19 protein-coding genes, 1 tRNA gene and 1 pseudogene are annotated in these 22954 nt (G+C 57.0%); 10 read left to right on the top strand and 11 right to left on the bottom strand.

Features of this window, described 5'->3' with window-relative positions; all coding sequences use genetic code 11:
• Positions 1–11 precede the first annotated feature (11 nt).
• Positions 12–1583 (bottom strand): amino acid permease, encoded by a 1572-nt coding sequence (locus NAC44_RS17785; RefSeq protein ID WP_250942903.1) that lies wholly within the window; start codon positions 1581–1583, stop codon positions 12–14.
• 817 nt (positions 1584–2400) lie between these two features.
• Here NAC44_RS17785 and NAC44_RS17780 point away from each other — a divergent pair.
• The 5 genes from NAC44_RS17780 (at position 2401) to NAC44_RS17760 (ending at position 7253) form a co-directional block, all read left to right on the top strand.
• Positions 2401–3462, top strand: coding sequence for an ABC transporter substrate-binding protein (locus tag NAC44_RS17780; RefSeq protein ID WP_274706951.1), 1062 nt, complete (start codon positions 2401–2403; stop codon positions 3460–3462).
• Between the two features lie 176 nt (positions 3463–3638).
• Entirely contained in the window at positions 3639–4508 is an 870-nt protein-coding gene (locus NAC44_RS17775) for an ABC transporter permease (protein WP_250943051.1), read from the top strand.
• On the top strand, positions 4505–5332 hold the full coding sequence (locus tag NAC44_RS17770; protein ID WP_250942901.1) for an ABC transporter permease: 828 nt from the start codon (positions 4505–4507) through the stop codon (positions 5330–5332). Before NAC44_RS17775 ends, NAC44_RS17770 begins: the two co-directional genes overlap by 4 nt.
• Entirely contained in the window at positions 5329–6387 is a 1059-nt protein-coding gene (locus tag NAC44_RS17765) for an ABC transporter ATP-binding protein (protein ID WP_250942900.1), read from the top strand. The genes NAC44_RS17770 and NAC44_RS17765 overlap by 4 nt, the downstream gene beginning before the upstream one ends.
• Positions 6387–7253: a hypothetical protein gene (locus NAC44_RS17760; protein WP_250942899.1), complete on the top strand. Its 867-nt coding sequence runs from the start codon at positions 6387–6389 to the stop codon at positions 7251–7253. Before NAC44_RS17765 ends, NAC44_RS17760 begins: the two co-directional genes overlap by 1 nt.
• Before the next feature lie 177 nt (positions 7254–7430).
• Here NAC44_RS17760 and metH read toward each other — a convergent pair whose 3' ends face one another.
• Positions 7431–11195 carry a methionine synthase gene (gene metH, locus NAC44_RS17755; protein ID WP_250942898.1) on the bottom strand — a complete coding sequence of 1255 codons (3765 nt, stop codon included), beginning with the start codon at positions 11193–11195 and terminating at the stop codon, positions 7431–7433.
• Positions 11196–11351: 156 nt separating this feature from the next.
• Here metH and NAC44_RS17750 point away from each other — a divergent pair, with 156 nt between their 5' ends.
• On the top strand, positions 11352–12596 hold the full coding sequence (locus NAC44_RS17750; RefSeq protein ID WP_250942897.1) for an AGE family epimerase/isomerase: 1245 nt from the start codon (positions 11352–11354) through the stop codon (positions 12594–12596).
• Positions 12597–12654: 58 nt separating this feature from the next.
• On the opposite strand, the gene NAC44_RS17745 is transcribed toward NAC44_RS17750, so the two are convergent.
• Positions 12655–13137 (bottom strand): hypothetical protein, encoded by a 483-nt coding sequence (locus NAC44_RS17745; RefSeq protein WP_250942896.1) that lies wholly within the window; start codon positions 13135–13137, stop codon positions 12655–12657.
• Between the two features lie 715 nt (positions 13138–13852).
• On the opposite strand from NAC44_RS17745, the gene NAC44_RS17740 reads away from it, so the two are divergent.
• Complete coding sequence (locus NAC44_RS17740) at positions 13853–14278, top strand: hypothetical protein (RefSeq protein WP_250942895.1); 426 nt, start codon at positions 13853–13855, stop codon at positions 14276–14278.
• 227 nt (positions 14279–14505) lie between these two features.
• Here the strand turns inward: NAC44_RS17740 and NAC44_RS17735 are convergent, their stop codons facing one another.
• Positions 14506–15264 carry a thermonuclease family protein gene (locus NAC44_RS17735; RefSeq protein WP_250942894.1) on the bottom strand — a complete coding sequence of 253 codons (759 nt, stop codon included), beginning with the start codon at positions 15262–15264 and terminating at the stop codon, positions 14506–14508.
• Between the two features lie 506 nt (positions 15265–15770).
• Positions 15771–16520 (bottom strand): SIMPL domain-containing protein, encoded by a 750-nt coding sequence (locus NAC44_RS17730; RefSeq protein WP_250942893.1) that lies wholly within the window; start codon positions 16518–16520, stop codon positions 15771–15773.
• Positions 16521–16687: 167 nt separating this feature from the next.
• Here NAC44_RS17730 and NAC44_RS17725 point away from each other — a divergent pair.
• Positions 16688–16763 (top strand) — tRNA-Ile (locus NAC44_RS17725).
• Positions 16764–17004: 241 nt separating this feature from the next.
• Here NAC44_RS17725 and NAC44_RS17720 read toward each other — a convergent pair.
• From NAC44_RS17720 to NAC44_RS17710, 3 genes are all read right to left on the bottom strand, one after another.
• A complete protein-coding gene (locus NAC44_RS17720; RefSeq protein ID WP_250942892.1) occupies positions 17005–17271 on the bottom strand; it encodes a hypothetical protein in 267 nt (88 codons plus the stop codon).
• A 204-nt stretch (positions 17272–17475) separates the two neighbouring features.
• Positions 17476–18435 carry a hypothetical protein gene (locus NAC44_RS17715; protein WP_250942891.1) on the bottom strand — a complete coding sequence of 320 codons (960 nt, stop codon included), beginning with the start codon at positions 18433–18435 and terminating at the stop codon, positions 17476–17478.
• Positions 18436–18692: 257 nt separating this feature from the next.
• On the bottom strand, positions 18693–18914 hold the full coding sequence (locus tag NAC44_RS17710) for a hypothetical protein (protein ID WP_250942890.1): 222 nt from the start codon (positions 18912–18914) through the stop codon (positions 18693–18695).
• A 497-nt stretch (positions 18915–19411) separates the two neighbouring features.
• On the opposite strand from NAC44_RS17710, the pseudogene NAC44_RS21270 reads away from it, so the two are divergent.
• Positions 19412–19477, top strand: a pseudogene (locus NAC44_RS21270) (SEC-C metal-binding domain-containing protein); the annotation flags it as partial.
• A gap of 33 nt (positions 19478–19510) precedes the next feature.
• Positions 19511–21100 carry a hypothetical protein gene (locus NAC44_RS17705; protein ID WP_250943057.1) on the top strand — a complete coding sequence of 530 codons (1590 nt, stop codon included), beginning with the start codon at positions 19511–19513 and terminating at the stop codon, positions 21098–21100.
• Between the two features lie 199 nt (positions 21101–21299).
• On the opposite strand, the gene NAC44_RS17700 is transcribed toward NAC44_RS17705, so the two are convergent.
• The 3 genes from NAC44_RS17700 to NAC44_RS17690 all read right to left on the bottom strand — a co-directional run.
• The gene (locus NAC44_RS17700; RefSeq protein ID WP_250942889.1) at positions 21300–22112 is read right to left on the bottom strand and encodes a DNA adenine methylase; all 813 of its coding nucleotides are present in this window, start codon (positions 22110–22112) and stop codon (positions 21300–21302) included.
• 146 nt (positions 22113–22258) lie between these two features.
• Complete coding sequence (locus NAC44_RS17695) at positions 22259–22498, bottom strand: hypothetical protein (RefSeq protein ID WP_250942888.1); 240 nt, start codon at positions 22496–22498, stop codon at positions 22259–22261.
• Positions 22495–22954, bottom strand: a 460-nt coding sequence (locus NAC44_RS17690) for a hypothetical protein (protein ID WP_250942887.1), incomplete at its 5' end; no start/stop codon positions are given. The genes NAC44_RS17695 and NAC44_RS17690, both read right to left, overlap by 4 nt.

The raw sequence follows: 22954 nt of genomic DNA, 5'->3' as shown, positions 1-22954 counted from the left end.
TGCCTGTGTCGTCAGACCTCACCAAGCGCCTTTTCTGCTGCGGCAATCTCGGCCTGACGGCGGGCAACTTCTTCGCCGATCGGCGGGCCCTTGAAGCGGCGCTGCTCGAACAGCAACCAGATCACCGCCGTCAGCACGATAAAACCGACGGTGATATAAAGCGCCCACTGGTTCGGCGGCTGTACGCCGATGACGAAGATCGCCGCCATGGCGACCAGTGCCAGCAGCCCTACCAGCTTGTACAAACCGATGCCCATGTTCCACGGTCCCATTGTCGGCCATTTGGCCGTGCCGATCGCCTTCATGCCCAGGGCAATCGGAATGATGAAGGACAGGAACAGGAAAATGACCGTGCAGGAGACGACAATCGTATAGGCCGACGATCCGCCGATGGTCACGAGTGAAGCCCCCCAGACGAACAGCACCGACAGGATCGCCCCGATCCAGATGGCAATCGAGGGCGTACGATACCGCGGGCTGACGCTGGCCAGCGCTTTGGAAAAGGGCAGACCGCCATCACGCGCGAAAGCATACATCATGCGTGACACCGAGGTCACCGTCGCCAGACCGCAGATAAACTGGGCGATGAAAATCGCCAGATAGAGAAGATTGGCGATGATGGGATTCGTGATGCTGTTCAGCGTCCAGAAAAACACGTTCCAGCCCTGATTGGCCGCCTCATGCATGTCGGGTATCGCCAGAAGAAAGGCGAGCAGCATGATATAACCGAAGAGCGAGGCCCACCAGACCGAGGAGACCATGCCTTTCGGCACGGATTCGGAGGCTTTCACCGTTTCTTCCGATGTGTGAGCGGAGGCGTCGTAGCCGGTGATGGTATAGATGGGCAGCAACAGGCTGAGCGCGAAAATATACCACATATCCCCGGTTTTCGGCCAGACCGCAGCATCGCCTGCCGGCAGGCCGGAATAATTGGTGAAGGTCCAGATACGGCTGATGTCCCAGGATTTGACGCCGATCAGGCAAACCACCGTCAGCGCGATGGCGGTGATGAAAATCAGATAGCCGGAGAGATCGGTCAGCTTTGCCGTCAGCTTGATACCGAGGTGATTGATCAGCGCCTGCAGCCCGGTGATGACGGCAACGAAGATGATCTGGTTGGCAAAGCCCTGAGCCGTGGTCGTATCGACATTGATGCCGAACCAGCCGGCAAGCGAACCGGAGAAAAAGCCCCAGGTGCCGACATTGATGGCCCCCAGAACTGTGACGAGCCCGATCAGGTTGAACCATGCGGTCAACCAGCCGGTGAAGCGGTTGCCGAGGATGGACCCCCAATGATAAAGCCCGCCCGCCGTGGGATAGGCCGAGGCGATCTGGGCCATGCCAAGGGCAAAGACGCCGGAAATGACGCAGCCGAGCGGCCAGCCAATGCCGATGGCAGCCCCGCCCGCCCCCGCGGTCGCCTGAGCCAGCGAATTGATCCCCCCGGACAGAATGCAGATGATCGAAAAGGAAATGGCAAAATTGGAAAAGGAGCTCATGCGCCGCTCCAGTTCCTGCGCATAGCCCATGGAATGCAGGATATGGATATCCTGCGCCTTGTCACTCTCCGTGTAATCGCTCATGAAGTTCCCCTTGTGCCGGAGTGTCTCAGCCGGTCAGATATTTGTCTGATCAGATACCTGTCTGCCGACATCGGCTGTTGCCGTGACGACAGAACAGAACGCCGCCCGGTTCTGTTTGAACCTGACAGCTTGCAGACTTCCGACACTCCCGGGGATCTTTTCTCTGACCCGTCATTCGGGCCGTCAGGTCATGATCCTTGACCGGACGAAATGCACGCCTTGGTTTTGCAAAATTCAAAAAACAACACTATCCCGCCAGCGCCATAAAACGACGCAAAACTGGCTGATGGCAAGCTGCAACGGATTTTGCCATGCGCAGCGGAGCAAATTTTCAACCATTAGACGCGCTTGTCAACAGGATATGGCGCATTCACAGCATGCCCAGCCGTCCGGCTCCAGATGCTTTCGATGGCGAGGCGAGCAGACAAAGACCGAAAGGCGGTCAGGTTCGATCCCCCCGTCAGCAGGTACTTCACCGGGCAATCCAAAGATATGTGAAAACGGATGGTTGACTTGTTCCACATCGGGCGTCTTATTTATGACAAACCGGCGAAGACCGGACAGGGGAACAATCAGACGATGCGGGCTGGCATTCGCACCATCAGCAAACAGACACTGGTTTTGTGCATCGAAGACCTGAACGTCTCCTGCCGATCTTCATCTATCCAGCTGGATAATATTTTTGTGTGTCCATCTTTGCCTAACCGTCACATAACTATCATGTGCGGCTCCTATTGAAGCCTCGGCTTTACGCTCACCATAAGGGAGACAACCAGTGAACATCCGTTTGCGCCACCTGCTTTCGCTTTCGACCGCCATGGTCTTCGCCTCCACCAGTCTTGCCGCCGCCGCAGGCCCGAGCGCCGAGCTGGTCGCTGCCGCCAAGAAGGAAGGCATGCTGACCACCATCGCCCTTCCCCACGACTGGTGCGGCTACGGTGAGGTTATTGCCGGCTTCAAGAAAAAATATCCGGATATCAAGGTCAACGAACTGAACCCCAATGCCGGTTCGGGCGATGAAATCGAAGCGATCAAGGCCAACAAGGGCAACAAGGGCCCGCAGGCTCCCGACGTGATCGATGTTGGTCTTTCCTTCGGCCCGTCAGCCAAGAAAGACGGCCTGATCCAGCCTTACAAGGTCTCCACCTGGGACAGCATTCCCGCAACGGCCAAGGACGCTGACGGTTACTGGTATGGCGACTATTACGGCGTTCTCGCCATTGGCGTGAACAAGGACATCATCAAGGATGTGCCGAAGAGCTTCGCCGACCTGACCAAGAAGGAATATGCCAATTCCGTCGCCATGCCGGGCGATCCGCGCACGGGCAACAGCTCGATGATGACGGTTTACGCCGCAGGCGCCGCCAAGACCGACGGCAAGAAGGGTGCAGACGCCGCCAAGGCCGGTATCGCCTATATGAAGGCATTGAAGGCCAGCGGCAATCTCGTGCCGGTCAACGGCAACGCTCAGAACATGGCTCAGGGCACCACGCCGATCCTGTTCGACTGGGACTATAATGTTCTGGCCATGCGCGACAAGCTGAATGGCAACCCGCCGATGGATGTCGTGGTACCGTCGGACGCCGTCATCGCCGGTGTTTACGTTCAGGCCATTTCCGCTTACGCACCGCATCCGAATGCCGCCAAGCTGTGGATGGAATATCTCTATTCCGACGAAGGTCAGCTCGGCTGGCTGGCTGGCTATTGCCACCCGATCCGCTTCAACGATCTGGCTGCACACAAGGCCGTGCCGCAGGCGCTGCTCGCCAAGATGCCGTCGCCGGAAAGCTATGCAAAGGCCGTGTTCCCGACCCTTGCCGAACAGTCTGAGGCCAAGGCCGTCGTGGCTGCCGACTGGGCCAAGGAAATGGGCCAGTAAGCCTTTTGACAATCAGGATGCCGGTGAAAACCGGCATCCTTTTTGCTTTTTGGTGATGCGAATGGTCTGCCGCACATGACACTGTGTCGATAGCCAGATCGCAGAGCCTCAAAATTCAGGATGTTTGCATGACCGCAACCGAAACCATGTCCGCCGATCCGCCGCAATCCGCATCGATGAAACCTGTTTCAAGGCAGGGCAGCAGGATCAATTGGGACTGGCTGGGCGTCGTGCCCTTTTTCCTCTTTGCCATCCTCTTCCTGATCGCGCCGGTTCTCTACCTTGTCGAAGGGGCCTTTCAGAACCGTGAAGGCGCCTTCACCTTTGCCAATTTCATCGCGCTAACCTCACCCACCATTCTCGCGGCCTATTCGTTGTCGCTGCGGCTGAGCTTTGTTGCTGCCGCCCTTGGGGCCGTGAGCGGATTGCTGGTCGGCTATGCCGTGGTGCTGGGCGGCCTGCCGCGCTGGGTCCGCAATGCCTTTACCACCTTTTCCGGCGTTGCCTCGAATTTTGCCGGTGTGCCACTCGCCTTCGCCTTCATTGCCACCATTGGGCGCCTCGGTCTTGTCACGGTCTTGTTGCGCGATGTCTTCGGCATCAATCTTTATGCGACGGGCTTCAGCCTCTATTCCTTCTGGGGTCTGGCGATCACCTATCTTTATTTCCAGCTGCCGCTGATGGTGCTGATCATCACCCCGGCGCTGGACGGGATGAAGCATGAATGGCGTGAAGCCGCTGAAATTCTCGGCGCAAGCCGGTTGCAATACTGGACCAAGGTGGCGCTGCCTGTGCTCACACCCTCCATTCTCGGCTGTTTTCTGCTGCTCTTTGCCAATGCTTTCGGCACGCTGGTCACGGTTTATGCACTGACCGGCTCCAGCTATGGCGTGGTACCGATCGTGCTTTACCAGCAGATCCAGGGCAATGTGCTCTATAATCCCAATCTCGGCTATGCGCTGGCCGTCGGCATGGTGGTGATCATGGGTGCCAGCAACACGCTCTATCTCATCCTGCGCAGCCGGGCGGAACGGTGGCAGAAATGAAAAAACAGTTCCCCTTCGTTTCCGCGCTGATTGCATTGATTGCCGCCAGCTATTTTCTGGTGCCGCTTTACGCCACCTTCCAGTTCTCGCTACAGATGATCCGTGGAAAGTGGAGCTTTGCCGCCTATCAATCGGTGTTTTCCAACGACCAGTTCCTCGCCACCTTGAGCTATTCGGCTGTCGTGTCACTGATGGCGATCATCGTCGGCGCGCTGGTCGTGGTGCCGACCGCCTATTGGGTGCGGCTGAGACTGCCGAAAATCCGCCCCATCGTTGAATTCATCAGCCTGATGCCGCTGATCATTCCGCCCGTGGTGCTGGTGTTCGGTTATATCCGGCTGTTCGGTTCCGATTCCTGGCTGCCGATGACGATTTCCGAACAGGGCACCAACACACTGCTGGTGATCGGTTACGTGGTTCTGTCGCTGCCCTATATGTATCGCGCCGTCGATAACGGCATGGCCGTGATCGATATCGCCACACTCACCGAGGCCGCCGAAAGCCTTGGCGCGTCAAGACTGCGCACCGTGGCGCAGGTGATCTTTCCCAATGTGCGCTCGGCCATCATGTCCGGCGCGTTCCTGACCTTTTCCATCTCGCTGGGTGAATTCGTGCTGGCCAGCCTGTTGAACCGTCCGGCCTTCGGCCCCTTCATGGTTCAGCTCGGCCAGGACCGCGCCTATGAGCCAGCCGCCATTGCCATTCTGTCCTTCGGCCTCACCTGGGTCTGCATGGCGCTGATGCAGCTCTTCGGCAGCAGAAAGCCGGGGCAGCGCTGGCTGCCGCGCTTTACCCAACCGTCTTCAAGGAGTGCCACCCCATGAGTTTCCTGCGTATCGACGCCGTCAGCAAGAGCTTTGGCACGAATACGGTGGTCAAGGACTTCAACCTGTCCATCGGCAAGGGCGAGTTCGTCTCCTTTCTCGGGCCGTCGGGCTGCGGCAAGACCACGGTGCTGCGCATGGTGGCAGGCTTCGAGACACCCTCTGCCGGATCGATCATCATCGATGGCAATGATGTGACGGGGCTTCGCCCCAATCGTCGCCGCATCGGCATGGTGTTTCAGGCCTATGCGCTGTTTCCGAACATGAATGTGTTCGACAATGTTGCCTTCGGCCTGAAAATCGCCAAGCTCTCAAAAGCCGAGATTGAAAAGCGGGTGATGGAGATGCTGAAGCTGATCCATCTCGACCATCTGGCCGACCGCTATCCCTATCAGATGTCCGGCGGTCAGCAGCAGCGCGTGGCGCTGGCGCGTGCGCTCGCCCCCAAGCCGCAGGTTTTGCTGCTCGACGAGCCGCTGTCGGCACTGGACGCCAAAATCCGCGTATCGCTGCGCGAGGAAATCCGCGAGATCCAGCGCCAGCTTGGCATCACCACGGTTTTCGTCACCCATGACCAGGAAGAGGCACTGTCGATTTCCGACCGCATCGTCGTCATGCATGGCGGCCGCGCCGACCAGATCGGCACACCCTTCGAAATTTATAACCGTCCGCAGACGCGCTTCGTCGCCTCCTTTGTCGGTACGCTCAGCCTGTTGCAGGCGCAAGTGGTCGATCCCTCCTCCAATTCGGTCCGGATCGGCGACACCACCTTTAGCCTGAACAAGCCGATCCACAAAAAGGCAGGTGAGCCGATCACGCTGGCGCTGCGCCCGGAAGCAGGCTCGCTGGCCGAAGGGGCCAAGGGCGATCTGAAGCTCTCCGGCACGGTCTCGTCCAGCCAGTTCCTCGGCTCGGTGATCCGAACACGGCTCGATGTCGGCGGCACACCACTCAGCTTCGACATGTTCAATGATTCGTCCCATGCACCGCCGACAATCGGTGAAACGGTGACGGTGAAAATCGCCTCCGACGAATTGCTGGTGCTGGCGGATTGATGCCGCGTCTGACGATTATCGGCAGCATCACCGATCCCGGCAAGGACAATCGCCCGAATGAGGACCGGGCCGTCTGGAACGACAGTTGCGCCTTCGTGCTGGATGGCGCAACCGGGCTTGGTGAGCGGCAGTTCATGCCAGGCCATGGTTCGGATGCCGAATGGATCGCCGCCTTTGCCGCCGAGCGTCTGGCGGCAGACATGACCGCCGAGGCGGATGCCGCTACCGTCATCCGGCGGATTTCAGAAGATGCCAGAACGGCTTTCACCGCCATCGCCGGGGAACAGCCGCGTTATACATGGCCGGTGGCGGCGCTGGCAGGCCTGCGAATGCGTGGCAAAAACCTCGACTTCATCGGGCTTGGCGACAGCGTCGCCTATCTGCTGCATGACGATGGACGCGCCGAGACGCATATCGCCCTGCCCTGGGCTTTTGAACGCGAACAGGCTGCGGCCCGTGAACATATCACGCGCGTCGGCGGCATCGGCCAAAGCGGCATTGCCGCGAGCGACGCGCAAACGCTGACCGATCTGCGCCGGAGCCGGGAACGGCAGAACACGGAAGACGGCTCCGTCTGGACGCTTGGCCTTGTGCCCGAAGTGGCCGACCACCTTTGCATCAAAGAGATCGCCATCACCGGCGGCGCAACCGCCATAATCTGCTCGGACGGACTGGCCGATCTCGTCAGCCTCTATCACGCCTATGGCGAGGCAGAGCTCATCCGCCGTGCCGCAACCGCAGGCCTTGGCGCCCTCGTCTCGGAACTGCGCCGTTTTGAACGCGAAATCGACCCGGACGGTCTGCGCTTTCCCCGCTACAAACAGTCGGACGATACGACGGCGCTTTTGCTGCGGGTGGAGCAGTGACAGACCTTGCCGTATAAGTCATTAAAACAAAAAAGATACAATGACTTATGAGGATAACACTCTAGAGCATTTTCAGGAAAAGTGTGAAACGGTTTTCCGTCCGAAAATGCGGAAAAACAAAGAGTTAGAGCATTTCACTGTTTCACGGAAACATTGAAATGCTCTCAATAAAGCGGCTCACGCCGCCTCATCCCCCGCCGCCTTCGGTACATAATTCAGCACCGGCCCCAGCCAGCGTTCGATCTCGCGGATATCCATGCCCTTGCGGGCGGCATAATCTTCCACCTGGTCACGCTCCACCTTGGCAACGCCAAAATAATAGCTGTCCGGATGGCCGACATAGAGGCCGGAAACGGAGGAGCCGGGCCACATGGCGTAGCTTTCCGTCAGCGTTACGCCGGTGGTTTCGGTGGCGTTGAGCAGGTTAAACAGCGTCACCTTTTCCGTATGGTCGGGCTGGGCCGGGTAGCCGGGCGCGGGGCGGATACCCGCATAGCCCTCACCGATCAGCTCGTCATTGGAGAGCATTTCGTCCTTGGCATAGCCCCAGAATTCCTTGCGCACCCGCTGATGCATGCGCTCGGCGAAAGCTTCGGCAAAGCGGTCTGCCAGCGCCTTGACCATGATAGAGGAGTAATCGTCATTGGCACGCTCGAAGCGTTCGGCAATCGCCACTTCCTCGATGCCTGCCGTCACGACAAAACCGCCGACATAGTCCTGCACACCGCTTTCCTTGGGCGCGACGAAATCCGACAGCGCCACGTTGGGCCGGCCATCGCGCTTGGAAAGCTGCTGGCGGAGCGTGAAGAAGGTCGCAAGGTCTTCCGTGCGGCTGTCATCCTGAAACAGGCGAATATCGTCCCCCACGGCATTGGCCGGCCAGAAGCCGATCACGGCGCGCGGGCGGAACCAGTTTTCCGCAATGATCTTTTCCAGCATGGCCTGCGCATCCGCATAGAGCTGCCGCGCCGCTTCGCCCTGTTTTTCATCCTCCAGAATGGCCGGATAGCGGCCCTTCAGCTCCCAGGTCTGGAAGAAGGGCGTCCAGTCGATATATTCGGCCAGTTCCTTGAGATCGTAATCCTCGAACACCTTGATGCCGGTAAAGCTTGGCTTCGTCGGCTTATAGCCGCTCCAGTCGATCTTCACGGCATTGTCGCGGGCACGCGCCAGCGGCAGGCGCTGCTTTTCGGCTTCGGCACGGGCATGAGCATCGGCCACCCTGGCATATTCGGCGCGAATGCCATCGACATAGCCGTCCCTGCCCTCTTCCGAAAGCAGCGCGGAAACGACCCCTACCGCGCGGCTGGCATCGGTGACGTAAACCGCTTGCCCCGCCTGATATTGCGGATGGATTTTCACCGCCGTATGCACGCGGCTGGTGGTTGCCCCGCCGATCAGCAGCGGCACGTTAAAGCCTTGCCGCTGCATTTCGGCGGCGACATGCACCATTTCATCGAGCGAAGGCGTGATCAGGCCGGACAGGCCGATGACATCGACCTTCTCTTCCTTCGCCACCTCGAGAATCTTCGTGGCGGGCACCATAACGCCGAGATCGATGATCTCGTAATTGTTGCAGGCCAGAACCACGCCGACAATGTTCTTGCCGATATCGTGGACGTCGCCCTTCACCGTCGCCATCAGCACCTTGCCGGCACTCTGGCGCTGGTCGCCGCCATTCTGGCGCTTTTCCTCTTCCATATAGGGCAGCAGCACGGCCACGGCCTGTTTCATCACGCGGGCGGATTTCACCACCTGCGGCAGGAACATCTTGCCCGCGCCGAACAGATCACCGACCACATTCATGCCCGCCATCAGCGGCCCTTCGATGACATGCAGCGGACGCTCGGCCTTTTGCCGTGCCTCTTCCGTATCGGCCTCGATGAATTCGGTGATGCCGTTGACCAGCGCGTGTTCCAGCCGCTTTTCCACCAGCCATTCGCGCCAGGCGAGATCCTGCCCCTTGGCTTCCTTCGCGCCCGTGCCCCGGAACCGTTCGGCAATCTCCAGCAGCCGCTCGGTGGCATCGGCGCGGCGGTTCAGCACCACGTCTTCGCAGGCTTCGCGCAGCTCCGGATCGATGCTTTCATAGACCGCCAGCTGACCGGCATTGACAATGCCCATGTCCATGCCCGCCTGAATGGCGTGGTAAAGGAACACGGCATGCATCGCCTCGCGCACCGGCTCATTGCCGCGGAAGGAGAAGGACAGATTGGACACGCCGCCGGAAATATGCACCAGCGGCATTGTCTGGCGGATGGTACGGGTGGCCTCGATGAAATCCACGCCGTAATTGTTGTGCTCCTCGATGCCCGTCGCCACGGCGAAGATGTTCGGGTCGAAGATGATGTCTTCCGGCGCAAAGCCCGCTTCTTCCGTCAGAAGCTTATAGGCGCGCGCACAGATGGCCACCTTGCGCTCATAGGTGTCGGCCTGCCCCGTTTCGTCAAAGGCCATGACGACGACGGCGGCACCGTAATTGCGGATGAGGCGGGCCTGGGCGATGAAATTCTCCTCGCCTTCCTTCAGCGAGATCGAGTTGACCACCGCCTTGCCCTGCACGCATTTCAACCCGGCCTCGATGATCGGGAATTTCGATGAATCGATCATCACCGGCACGCGGGCAATATCCGGCTCGGCGGCAATGAGGTTCAAAAACTCGACCATGGCCTTTTCTGAATCGATCAGGCCTTCATCCATGTTGATGTCGATGATCTGCGCGCCGTTTTCCACCTGATCGCGAGCCACGACAAGCGCGGAGGTATAGTCGCCCGCCGTGATCAGCTTGCGGAATTTGGCCGAGCCGGTGACATTGGTGCGTTCGCCGACATTGACGAAGGGAATGTCCTTGGTCAGCACGAAGGGCTCAAGCCCCGACAGCGACATGAAGGGGCGATGCTCCTGCGGCTTGCGCGGCGTCTTGCCCTTCACGGCCTCGGCTATGGCCTGAATATGGGCGGGCGTCGAACCGCAGCAGCCGCCGACCACATTGACCAGCCCCTCATCGGCAAAGCTCGACACCAGGTCCGCCATGATCTCCGGCGTCTGGTCGTATTTACCAAATTCGTTCGGAAGACCGGCATTGGGGTAAGCGGAAATGAACGTATCGGCAAGGCCCGCCAGTTCCTGCAAATGCGGACGCATGGCATCAGCCCCGAGCGCACAGTTGAGGCCGATGGTGAAGGGCCGCGCATGGCGCACCGAATTCCAGAAGGCAGACGGCGTCTGGCCCGAGAGCGTGCGACCGGACAGATCGGTGATCGTGCCGGAAATCATCACCGGCAGATGAATGCCCTTGGCGGCAAAGCGCTCTTCGCAGGCAAAAATCGCCGCCTTGGCGTTCAGCGTGTCGAAAATGGTTTCGATGAGAATGATGTCGGCGCCACCATCGATCAAGCCGTCGATCTGTTCGCCATAGGCAAGACGCAGATCGTCGAAGGAGACCGCGCGGAAACCGGGATTGTTGACATCCGGCGAGATGGAGGCGGTGCGGTTGGTCGGGCCGATCGCACCCGCAACAAAGCGGCGCTTGCCGTCTTCCCGCTCAGCGCGCAGAATGGCGCGGCGCACCACCTCGGCTCCGTGGCGGTTCATGTCATAAACCGCGCCTTCCATCGCATAATCGGCCTGGGCGATGCGGGTGGAGGAGAAGGTGTTGGTCTCGATAATGTCCGCACCCGCCATGGCGTAGCGGAAATGGATATCCTCGATCGCCTCCGGCTGGGTGAGGATGAGAAGGTCGTTATTGCCCTTCTGATGGCAGGCGCAGCCGATGAAACGCTGTCCGCGAAAATCATCCTCGTCCAATCCAAGCTGCTGGATTTCGGTGCCCATGGCACCGTCGAGAATGAGAATGCGCTCGCTTGCCGCCTTTTGCAGGGCTTTGAGGATTTCCGCGCCATCCCGCGTTGCGCCCGAGGCGCCGAACAATTGATCGAGCATGAGGCTATCCTTCCTTCACAACCAGCGTAACCAAATCACATAAAGATATCTTTATGTCAACATGCAGTCTCGTGAATTGGCTGCTCGCCGGCCATGACAAGTGGCAGTCAAGGCTTTATATAAGAGATCGATTCCGAGTAACGAGTGGAGGAACGGATGTCCAATAAATTGCGGCCCGAGGCATGGGTGAAGCGACCCTACCATCGGCAATGGCTGAAGGATCAGGCCAATGCCCTGTTCGATTTTTTCCAGCCGGTCGCGATCAATCCCAAGGGCGGGTTTTACGATCTTTCCCGCGAAGGCAGGCCGCTAACCACTGAGAATGTACCCCGTGGCATCCATGCCAGCGCCCGCATGGTGCATTGCTACGCCATGGGCGAGTTGCTCGGTCGCCCCGGTTCAGCCGACATGATCGATCATGGCATGCGCGCCCTGTGGCGCAAGCATCGTGATGAGAAGAATGGCGGTTATGCCTGGCAGATCGACGACGAAGGCATCGCCGACGGCTCCAAACAGGGCTATGGCCATGCCTTTGTCATGCTGGCCGCCGCCTCGGCAAAAACGGTCAACCATCCTCTGGCCGACCGGATGCTGGAAGACATTACCGAAATCATCGACACGAAATTCTGGGACGCCGACCATGGCGCGATTGCCGAGGAATTCTCCGAATACTGGCAGCCAGCGCCCGGCTATCGCGGCCAGAATTCCAACATGCATCTGACCGAAGCGCTGATGGCCGCCTTCGAAGTTACCGGCGAGCGTCATTATCTCGACAAAGCCGAGCGGATTGCCGACCTGATCATCAACCGCCGCGCCCGCGAGGAAGCCTTCCGCGTGTCCGAACATTTCGATGAGCAATGGGCCGTCGATCGCAGCTATTACCACCCGAATGAAATGTTCCGTCCCGCCGGCACCACCCCCGGTCACTGGCTGGAATGGACCCGGCTGGTGCTGCAATTATGGGTGCTGGGCGGGAAAAAACATGACTGGATGCCGGAAGCCGCGCGTGGCCTCTTTTACCAGTCCATGCTGCTCGGCTGGGATCGCAAGCATGGCGGCTTCTTCTATACGCTGGACTGGAACAATGTGCCGGACAAGACCAGCAAATTATGGTGGCCACTCTGCGAAGGGGCAGCCGCCGGCCATTTCCTCAATTACCATCAGGGAACGGCACTGAACGAAGAGCAATATCGCAAGATCTGGAATTTCATCGCCAACACCACCATCGACCGTGACCATGGCGGCTGGCATGAAGAAATGACCGAGGATCTGACGCCGTCAAACAGCCTCTTCCCCGGCAAGGGCGATATCTACCACGCGCTTCAGGCCTGCCTCATCCCGCTTTATCCGGCAGAAGGCAGTCTGACCAGGATGATACAGGACAATCCCGAAGCTTTTTGACGAGTCGAGAATGTCTCCCAAAAGCGGCACCGGTTTTGGGAGACAGCCGCAATCAGAGTTACTGCATCGTCTTGTCGATCTCGAAATTGGCCTTGAAGGGCGTACCCTTCTGCAATTTGCCGGAGCAGATCACCAGATAGGTTTCGTCGCCCGTCTGGTGGGTTTTGCAATAGCCGGATGCGCCAATGGTTTGCAGCTGGGTTTTTCCATTGCTCGCCCCCGGATTGAGAATGATTTCGTCCAACTTGAGCTTTTCAATCTCAGAGGCATCATTGGCGTCGTTTGCGACCGGTCGGCCACTGAAGGTCACGATGTGATCCTTGCCGAGAAAGAAATAGAGACCGCTACGGCCATCGCCATGCAGGCTGCGGCCCAAATCGGGATTACAGATTTCCGTCATATCCTGCTCACCAATCGTCAACCGCAGACAGCGACCCTTAACCTTGGCAAATTGCGGCGCATCATCGGCATGGGCCATCGTTAAAGAGCCGGTAGCGCAGGCAAGGGCAAGCCCGGCAGACACAAGCCATTTTATCGCCAAACATGGCAGTGTCTGAAAACTTTTTAAAAAAACATTGGTAGACGACATAACTGGCCCAACCTCAACACTCTCGTTCCATCGGTTTTCCAAACGCGGCATACGTTGCCATTTGGCTTCCCGCTCAGAAATAACAGAAAGACAGAATGGGTGCACGAGAGATGATCGCCGCTGACGCGCCCTTGGAATTTATCAGTGTTTCCGCAAGAAGCGGACACGGCCTCAGGCATGTCGCGTTTCATTGTCCACAATGAAGCGATAGCGTAGATACAAAAAACAAAGGCTTAAAGCACCTTGACTGAAGCTGCGAAGCCGCAACATGCTTGAGACAAGGCTGACACAGGGTTTAATCCAGCGAGAGCATCGACCGAAAAATGCATTGACCTTTCTGAAGATCGCACCGCTTCGTCGCCAGATCGTGCTGTATGTGGAAAGAGAAGGCCAATGTCCAGCTTTTGCCTTGCGACTTGCTTTGGGTTGATGGCACGGAGAAACATGTCTTGAAGCTCGCCGTCGTCGCAATAAATTATTATTCAATATAATAGAACAACATTAGAAATGTTCTGCTGCGACAATGATATAAACTGAATGAAATATGAATGATCATGTCTGGCATTGTTCAGGCTGGGTGCCATATCTTCATCTGCGTTCGTGCAATTCGGTGCCAAAACATGAGCAAGACTGTCACGTCGTTCCTGTTGTGGTCGAGGAGAAAAAAATGCATCGTCTGTTATCAAAAACCGTTCTGGCAGGTGTTGCGGCCCTAATGGCGGCAAGTTTTGTTTCCGCACAGGCATACGCCCAGCCACAGGTTCAGTTTGGTGTCACCATCGGCGGTGCCGAGGTTCTGCCGGTTCAATATTGGGGAGATGGCGGTGACCGTTATGCTCCGCCCCCGCCACCTCCGCCGCGAGGATGGGGTCCGCCGCCGCGGGATCATTGGGGACCTCCCGGCCCGCCCCCGCCGCGCGGCCCGGGCTTTTGCCCCCCGCCGGGTGCTATGGACCGGGCCTTCGAGGCTGGCCTGCACCATCCACGCATTGAAAGGGTAACGCCGCGTCGTATCATTGTCGGTGGTTGGCGTCGTGGTGGCTATGACCGGATCATTCTGGCCAACCGTCCGGGTTGCCCCTATATCGGATAGCATCATGTGTCATTGACAATGACGCTTGATCGTTTTTATGCCTCCCGCTTGCCGCGCAAACATATGCTGTTTTGCGCGGCATGATTTTTTGAAGGACGTTATTTTCCTGAAAAGAACAGCGGTCATTATAGTATTTCACTGTTTCACGGAAACACTAAAATAATATAACTTTTTGTTTTTACACATTTCTGGACGGAAAACCGCTATACACTTTTCCGGGAAATGCTCTAGCACCAGGGCTTGCGATGCCCGGTCCAGGGGCGCGCCAGCCCTTCCTTGACCAGAATGGCGCCAAGGGACTGGCCGTTGCGCATCACCAGACGTACGCTTCGCCCATATATGTCCTTGTTCTCATGACCATAGGCGGCAAGGGAGAAGGCGCCTGCATTCAGCAATTCGCGCAGGCGAACTTTTGCTGCATAACCCCTATCCCGTTCCGACTTGCACTTGGCCTGTTCCGTTTCAGGGGCATCAATATCAGCAACACGGATCTTGACCTTATCCAACCAGAACGTATCGCCATCGACCACGCAATTGCGCAAGCCGCCGCGGCCGCAATAGTAAAAGCGCCTTGTATAGGTCGTCTGTGCCGTGGTGGGCATGCTGACATTATTCATGGTTGTGGCAGGCGGCAAGGGAGCGTAGGTCACGGTTCTGCCAGGATCGGCGGCCGAGGCTGTCATTGTTGTCGCAGGTGGCAGCGGTGCGCGCCCCTCGGCACGCGGCAACGGCCTTGGAACCTCGCCAACAGAGGCGGCGTGAAGTGTATCGACCTCTGAGGTGTGACGATTGATGCCATGACCACCCCCCACCAGATCTGCGACATAAGCCGGAAGCTGCCCGCGGTGATCATAAGCGGAAATGCCTGCGGCAACCACGATCAAAGCAGCAAACCAGGGCCAGTTGGAGCTGGAAGCGGCACCCTTGCGGGAGGAACTGCGCCCTTTTCCGCGACCTCTTGCTCCTCGTGTCGATCGTGCCGCCATTACGAACTCCTTGTCATGCCTGTCATTTCCGGAAAACCGGTTTCCACTTATCCCCGACAAACTCTAAAAAGCGCATGCAGCATCGCATGAACCAGATACATGCAGCAGTGCAGAATGGAACAGGGCTATTCTGACGCTGCCAGCCACGCTTTCTTATGCCGCACAGTATGGGCAATTATGGTTGCTAAATGGTTGGCTTGATAGTGCAGCCGGCTGCAGCGTCGTCCATTGAGAGGTTTTCAGTATTTTACGGCAGCACTGAAAACTCCAACTCGTTGTTCTTACAGATTTCCTGAGGAAAAACCGATACGCATTTTTCTTGGGATAACGCTCTCATAAAACGGATAATGCTTTAGAGCACCTGACATCTGCCATGCTCCGCTTTGTTCTTTCGTTTGCATCTGCGGTGAACCGCACGTAGAGGCGCGTTGAACCGATGGCGAAGTGCGTGCGCACAGCGCAGTGGCCGCGCAGGGGGACCAATACCATCGGCTTTATTACCCACCTTACTGCTTCAGGTCGAAACTGACATTTACAGTAACGCTATAGGTGTTTTCCCCCGCAGAGATCGGCACAGGCGCAGAAGGCAGATGACGCACCATTTCGGTTTTCATCATCATCGTCTGCTCCATGGGACGCGGCGAGGCTTCCGAGATGGAGATGATTCGTCCCAGCTTGACCCCGGCGGCATCAGCCAATGTTTTCGCTTTGCTGATGGCGTCTGCCATCGCCGCTTTGCGGGCTTTGGTGATGGCCTGCTCTGGCGCAGCATTGGTGAAGGTGATGTTTCCGCCCTGGTTGACGCCTAGATTGACCGCGGCATCCATGATTGTCCCCAGCTTGCTGATATCCTTTATTTTCACGACAAGGCTGTTGTTGACGCTATATCCCTCGATGACAGGAGGAGATGGCTGCTGCTCACCAGAGGAAGCCTGGCGGTAACGGGGGGAAATATAAAAATCCGCCGTTTGCATGTCCTTTGCCTCTATGCCGGCTTTTTCAAGAGCAGACATGATTTTCGCCATGGCATCACTGTTGCTGCGAAGGGCATCGGCGGCCAGTTTAGCTTCACGCACAACACCAAGCCGTAGAATGGCCATATCCGGTACGATAGCGACCTCACCTTCGCCACTAACATTCATGATGGCCTCGCGAGGGGCAGACGGCTCAGATGCCCAGGATATCGTGTGCCCCATGCTGGCCAGAAAAACGGCCAGTACGCTCGTGCGGATCGTTCTCGTTATCATCCAATTCATGCTGCGTGCGCTCCTTGCTCACTTCTAAAGGTCAAGTAAACGATTATGCGCAACCTATTGTGAAACCAGTGCGGCAAAGACTTGTCCGGCAAACGCTTTTCGGTTACAGGGGGCACAAGGATGTTGGAGCCATTGCCAACCCGCACATTGACACTTCTGTGTCAAAAGGGCCTGTAGCTCAATGGTTAGAGCCGGCGGCTCATAACCGCTTGGTTGGGGGTTCGAGTCCCTCCGGGCCCACCATCCCTAATTTCGGGTGTTGTTTTTCTTTCATTATTGTAGCTCGCTGTAGCTCGCTTGTAGCTCGCTGTAGCTCGCCGCGGACTTTCGGAATTTTGACACGAGAAACTGGAAAAATGATTTTTTGGTTTTTGGGCAAAAACCCACGTTTGGCGACGTAATTTTGAGTTGCAAAGCGAATCAGAGGGCATGGCGCAATCGCCAGCGACAAAGCCCCTCAACTGAGGGGCTTTTGCAAACAACATTACCGACGAAGCAGAACTTCGACAAAGCTGCCCGAAGCGCCGTCTTCGAGTGCATCGGCAAAAATGAACTCCGGCAAGTCACCACCTTCGAGCAGTCCAGCGCCGTTCGCTGCTGTGCTTGTGACTGCGGTTGCACCCGCAGTGATCGTCAGAACGCCCGTTGCTTTGATCGCCCGGCTGTAGCTCGCCGCGGACTTTCGGAATTTTGACACCCAAAACCGGAAAAATGAAATTCCAGACAGACTGTCAAAGTCGATGATTTCCATAAAAATAGCCCCGGTCTTGCCTGGGCTATTTGGTTGTAGGATTCAGTCGTTTTGCTCAGCCGGCATCATCGTTGTGGCTCCCATTCCCTTGAAACTCCGTGGCCTCTGAGCTGGTTTCGGGCTTGCCGCCTAAGAGTATGAAGGGTGAGAATAATGTTGGGCCGTAGCATTTGAGTTAGGCGCGTTACCAATCATTATTCCTGATTAAATCCTTTGGCCGTTAACCCTACAAAAAATCGGCCTTTGGGAGCCGGACACTTTAATGAATGATTTCGTGTCTTCCAACCGCTTCCCGGCTATATCCGCTGCGACTATTTCGAAGTTATCGAGGGTGCAGTCCTTAAAGATAATCCTACCACTACACTTGATATTCAATGTCGTTTCTCGGAAGGTACAAAACTCAAAAGTGACATCTCCGAAAATCGATTCTAGAATCCACAGCCTCGAAAAATTGACGTGGAAGAAGTGCATCTTCTGCAGGTAGATGCCGAATAGAGGCAAGCCGGCCTCATCATCTTCCCGTGCTATCCATCGCTTTCTAAAGTCAGTACGGGCTATAGCTGACAGAGATGTCATAACCACGAAGTCCGTATCAGCGGCAATTTCTGCTGCAGAAACTTCTCCTCCCGCAAGAATAGCCTGTATTCTAGACGAGCAGCGTTCTTGTAGGAACTGGCGAAGCGTTCGGATAACAGGCACCTGATACTCTTTAGGAGCCTCTGTTGCGACGACGGATAACAATTCGACACCACCGAGCTTGGAACTATCTGCGGGCGCAGCCAAAAGTTCGACGCCTTTCTGGTAACGATTAGCGATGGCAGCACGTCGGTTTGTCTCATAGCTTCGGAAAGCTAGAAACCCAGCCACGATCGTAGCTATCATCGTCACCGCGCTCGAAACGAGGTCGAATAGGCTTTTGTCTCCAAACCATAGAGACAAAGTTTGCTGCCCTGTAGAAGTATTACTCCATTGCGTAAACTCTAGGCCGAAGGCGGCTGCGATCACAAAGAAGACAATTATAATTAGAATCACAAGCTCCCAACCCATTCGCTTGCGTTGTTTGTAAGGGATTAGACCACCCATAGGAATGCTTTTCGTAATCAGGAAAATAAGCAGCAATTTCCAACCACGGCGAAACCTCCTTCGAAATTTCAACTTAAACATCACGCGCCTTCCCAACCTCAATTGCAGCAGATATCGATCTGAACTCAATACTTTCATCTCACTGAGATAAATCAACTCCCGCGTCTTGGTGCCCTAGACGCTCGACACGGAATAGATTAGCTCCGCCCTTTTGTCGGCTAATCCGACGAATATTGAACGCCCCTGACGACGATCGTTGACCGGCAGTATCAAAATACATTTGTTCATAAAAATAGCCCCGGTCATGCCGGGGCTTTTTGTTGTCGGTTACGGTCGTCTCAGAATGCGGGCATGCGGTGAATGGCCCTGACGCTCGAAAGCAGGGTCGCGATACGCTCAAGGCTTTCATCCACCGTGCACAAAGCACCGACCGCGCTGTTGCAGCGCTGTTCTTCCATATCGGCGGCGGCGATGTTGATCCGGTCTATCAACTCTTGTGCTTCGTGCTGCATGACCTTGATCATTGAGGTGAAGGCCATTCTCTTGTTTTCGTCGTTCATTGTCATCTCCTGTGTTGATGACAGCACCATCGCTCCAAGATCGACTGAAGCCCAGCAATCGGTTTTCTTTGATTGGCCCGTTCAGAACTGCTTTGGCTGCATGTCGGCCATATCGAATCATCGCAGCAAAATCATTGCTGGCTTCAAAATCGTTCAGTTTTGAAGGGTTTTTCGATCTTTTGAAGCCGGTTTGAAGGGGCTTTGAAGCCTCTTTGAGGGCCGGTTGGGGGCCGGGAGGGGGCTGGCCGATCGTAGATGTGAGACCACGAAAGCGGGCATTGCCCACGGCAAAACCCGCGAACACTTTCCGCACAATTTTGCCATTTGAGTTCAATGTGTCGAACGACAACTCCTTTGTCCTGGACAGGCTTTGACTTGGTGTGCCGCGGAACGTCGTTGTTGACGGAATCGCAAATATCCCAATGCAGATCTGTGCAAATCATAGCCTGTCTGACAATGACGTGACTCAGCGGCATGATTCTGCGATAACTTAAAGAATGAAGACTGGAAGGAATGAGTCCTGCCCCTGTGGGAGCGGCAAGAAGTTCAAGAAATGCTGTTTGAATGCTGCCAAACCGGGCGTGCGGCGCGCACCAATGACTGAACGTGCCCCCACCTTCTTGGCGCAAGCGCAAGCTATGCTGAGACAACATCACGCTGCGGAGAACGTGCGCCAGCAGCAGCAAGGTCACGGCAATCCCATCGTCTCGTGGATGGACGAGACGAACGGTTTTCGGTTCGTCGCGGTGAAACAGACGGTCCACTGGGGAAAGAACTGGGTACTCTTCCCCAACTTTCTCGACTATTTCATGAAGAAGACGCTCGGCCATGAATGGGGTGAGTGCGAACGCGAAAAGGGACAGCATCCGCTCTTCCGTTGGCAGCAGAAAACGCAAGCGTACAGCGGTCACAAGGTCGGTGAGCCGAAGGTGAAAACTGTTGTGATGATGGGCTTTATGGCATGCTGGCTGCACCTAGCCTATGCGCTCTATCTGATAGCCCACCACGACGAAATACCGGAGCCGTTGCTCAAGCGGCTGCGTAATCCCGCCAGCTTTATGCCCGCCTATCACGAGGCAATCGTAGGCGCGGCATTGGCCGTCGCGGGCATGAAGATTTCTTGCGCAGAGACGAAGTCCGGATCGATGCCGACTCCGGAGTTCAGGGCGAAATCCAAGCTGTCAGGAAAGACCTATGAAGTTGAAGCCAAGCGCAAGAACGACTGGAAAGCGTTCACGGGCGATGTGACAAACGCGGAGTTTCAGCGCGAGTTGGAAGTCTACATACGCAACCAGATCCACAAAGCGTCGAAAAAAAAACTCACGAATCCAATCTATTGGTTTGAGCTGAGCATCCCCACCATGATGGCTGAGGCCGACTGGCACGCCGTTGCCGAAAAAGCCGAAGCAGTGATCCGCGACTCGGAGAACAGCATGACGGTGCATGGCCAGCCGATTGCGCCGGCCTATATCGTCATCACAAACCATACGTTCCTCGCCGACGAGGACGTCACGGGTCGGCCATGCTTCGGTTTCCTGCAAACCATCAAGATCGACGACTATCCCTTCGGGCGGCCGATGGAAATCGAAGCGGCGCTTGAAGGCTACGATAAGCACCGCGACATTTTCTGGCTCATGGAAGCGTGGAAAACCGCCAGCACCGTGCCGATCACCTTCGACGGTTCGCCGCCTGAGTTGCTCGACAGCGACGGCAATCCGCAGCGCACGGTCAAGATCGGCGACATGATCGAAGTACCAGACATGGACGGCCAAACCGTCCGCGCGACAGTAGAAGAAATCAGTTCATGGGGTGATGACAAGGCTATGCTCGCTGTCGGCGCGAACGGTCGCCACTGGTTCGTAGCAATGCCACTGACAGCAGGCGAAGCCCAGGCAGCAAGTCGGTACACAGATGCGGTATTCGGAAAAGACAACGCCTCGCGCAGGCTGCGCGATGACGATCCCTTCGATCTCTACGAATGGATGCTGAAATCGCACGCCAAGATGACCCAAGAACAGGTTGACAAGTTCTTCGCGCGAAATCCCACGCTCGCCCACTACAAGGGACTGCCGCTGAAAGAAGCACGCGTTCGCGTCGCCCGCGAATACACGAAATGGACATGGATACGCAGCCAGCAGGATAAGGCCGCTAAGGCACAGGCTGCAGCCGCAAATGAAACGGCGTAGTTCAAGGGACAGGCAAGACCGGCATAGCGATCAGCAGACACACATCAGCCATTCGTTCAAACGGCAGCAAATTTCCGCTTCCGGCCCAACCTTTGAGTTCACTGCGTCTTCGATGAATGTCAGCTTTCAGCAGCGATATGAAGGCGGCGGACGACCGACTTGGAGGCGCAAAGCCACCCCCAAACATGCCCTCCGAACATCACCCACCCCTACCATAATAAATCAACTCTCGCGCGTCAGTCCCTTTGCCCCCAGCCACAGAATACGTCAGTTCGGCCCCCTCGACATCAAAGCCCGCGAATATCTCACGCACCTGCGGCCGGTCGTTTATCGACAGGATGAAGCGGCCTTGAAGGACCTTCAAACGGTCTGCAAGAACCTCGAACTGGTCGCGGCCGAAGAGGGTTTTGCCGTAGTCGGTCTCGTTGCCGTAATAGGGCGGGTCGAGATAGAAGAGCACGCCCGGCCGGTCGTAGCGGGTGATGAAGGCCAGCCAGTCGAGATTTTCGATGACGACGCCGGAGAGGCGCTCGTGCACGTCTTCCAGCAGGGGCGCAAGCCGGGTGAGATTGAACCTTGCCCCGCCTGAGCGGTTGACGCCGAAGTTTTGCCCCTCGACCTTGCCGCCGAAGGCAAGCTTCTGGAGATAGAGGAAGCGGGCGGCGCGTTCCAGATCGGTGAGCGTTGCCGGGTCGCAGGCTTTCAGCCGCTCGAACTCCTTGCGGCTGGTGATCTGGAATTTGAGGGTATCCATGAACTGCGGATAATGCCGCTGAAGGATACGGAAGAGGTTGATGACATCGCCGGAGCGGTCGTTGATGACTTCGGCGCGCGGCACCCGTCTGCGGCGGAAGAAGACGCCGCCCATGCCGACAAAGGGCTCGGCATACATGTCATGGGGCACGGCCTCGATCATCTTGACCAGGCGCGGTGCGAGTGTGCGTTTGCCGCCCATCCATGCGGCCGGTGGCTGCGTGCTGGGGACGTCACGCCATGTTTGAAGATTTACCATTTCCAAGATCTCACGACTCAGTCACTTAAGACCCGCCCTGCAGGGTACGGGTGTGACAGTTATCGTATGTTGCTGTCGGACGGGTCAGGACGCCAATCTCAGGCCCGTCGTCAGGGGTGTTTCAGCACCCCGGCCACCCGTCGGCTTCAGGCCTTTTTGTGGGTGGTCACCGTTATCTCTCCAACCTCAATCTTGTCCGCCGTGATCTGCCTTTGGCCGTCGGCGGCCTCATCGGTTTCCGCTCCTTCTTCCGGCTCGTAGACCTTCAGCCGGTTCATCGCGTCTGCCAGTTGGGCAGCGAGGCGATCGATAGCGGCGGCATATTGCTCGGCCTGATTTTCTGCGAGCGAGAGCCGGTCCCGCAGCATGCGCTCGGTGGTGCTCATGCCGAGGCTCCTTCTGTGGCGGTGGTTGTCGTTTCCGTCGTGGTCCCGGCTGCCTCCGTCGTCGAAGCCACCTGCGGCCACTCAAACACCGGCATTGCCGCGATAAAGGAATCGAGCGTCGGGATAGTGCCCCCGGCCTCGACCTTGGCCAGCTCATCGGTGGCATAGGTCCAAACGGCAGAGCGCCAGTCGAAGAGCGCTTTGGCCTCGGCGGCAAAGGTGGCATTGGCATCGTTGAGATAGGTCACCGCCGTGGCGATGCTGTCATAATTGCGTTCGCGCGCCTTGGCATTGAGGGCGGCCATGATGGCAGAGACATAACGCTGCCTGGTGGTGTCGGCAGTTTCCGTGGCTGGTGCGTATCCGGCAAGGGTCGCCGCCAGCGCCTCCGGCAGGGCCGGATATTCGCTAACGGTGGAAAGAAGCGCCAGCTCGGCCTTGTAGAGCTGGGTGTCG

The sequence above is a fragment of the Allorhizobium sonneratiae genome (assembly GCF_023700755.1).
Classification (GTDB): Bacteria; Pseudomonadota; Alphaproteobacteria; order Rhizobiales; family Rhizobiaceae; genus Allorhizobium; species Allorhizobium sonneratiae.
The sequence above is the reverse complement of the archived record's forward strand: the minus strand, read 5'-3'. Positions and strand labels throughout refer to the sequence as shown.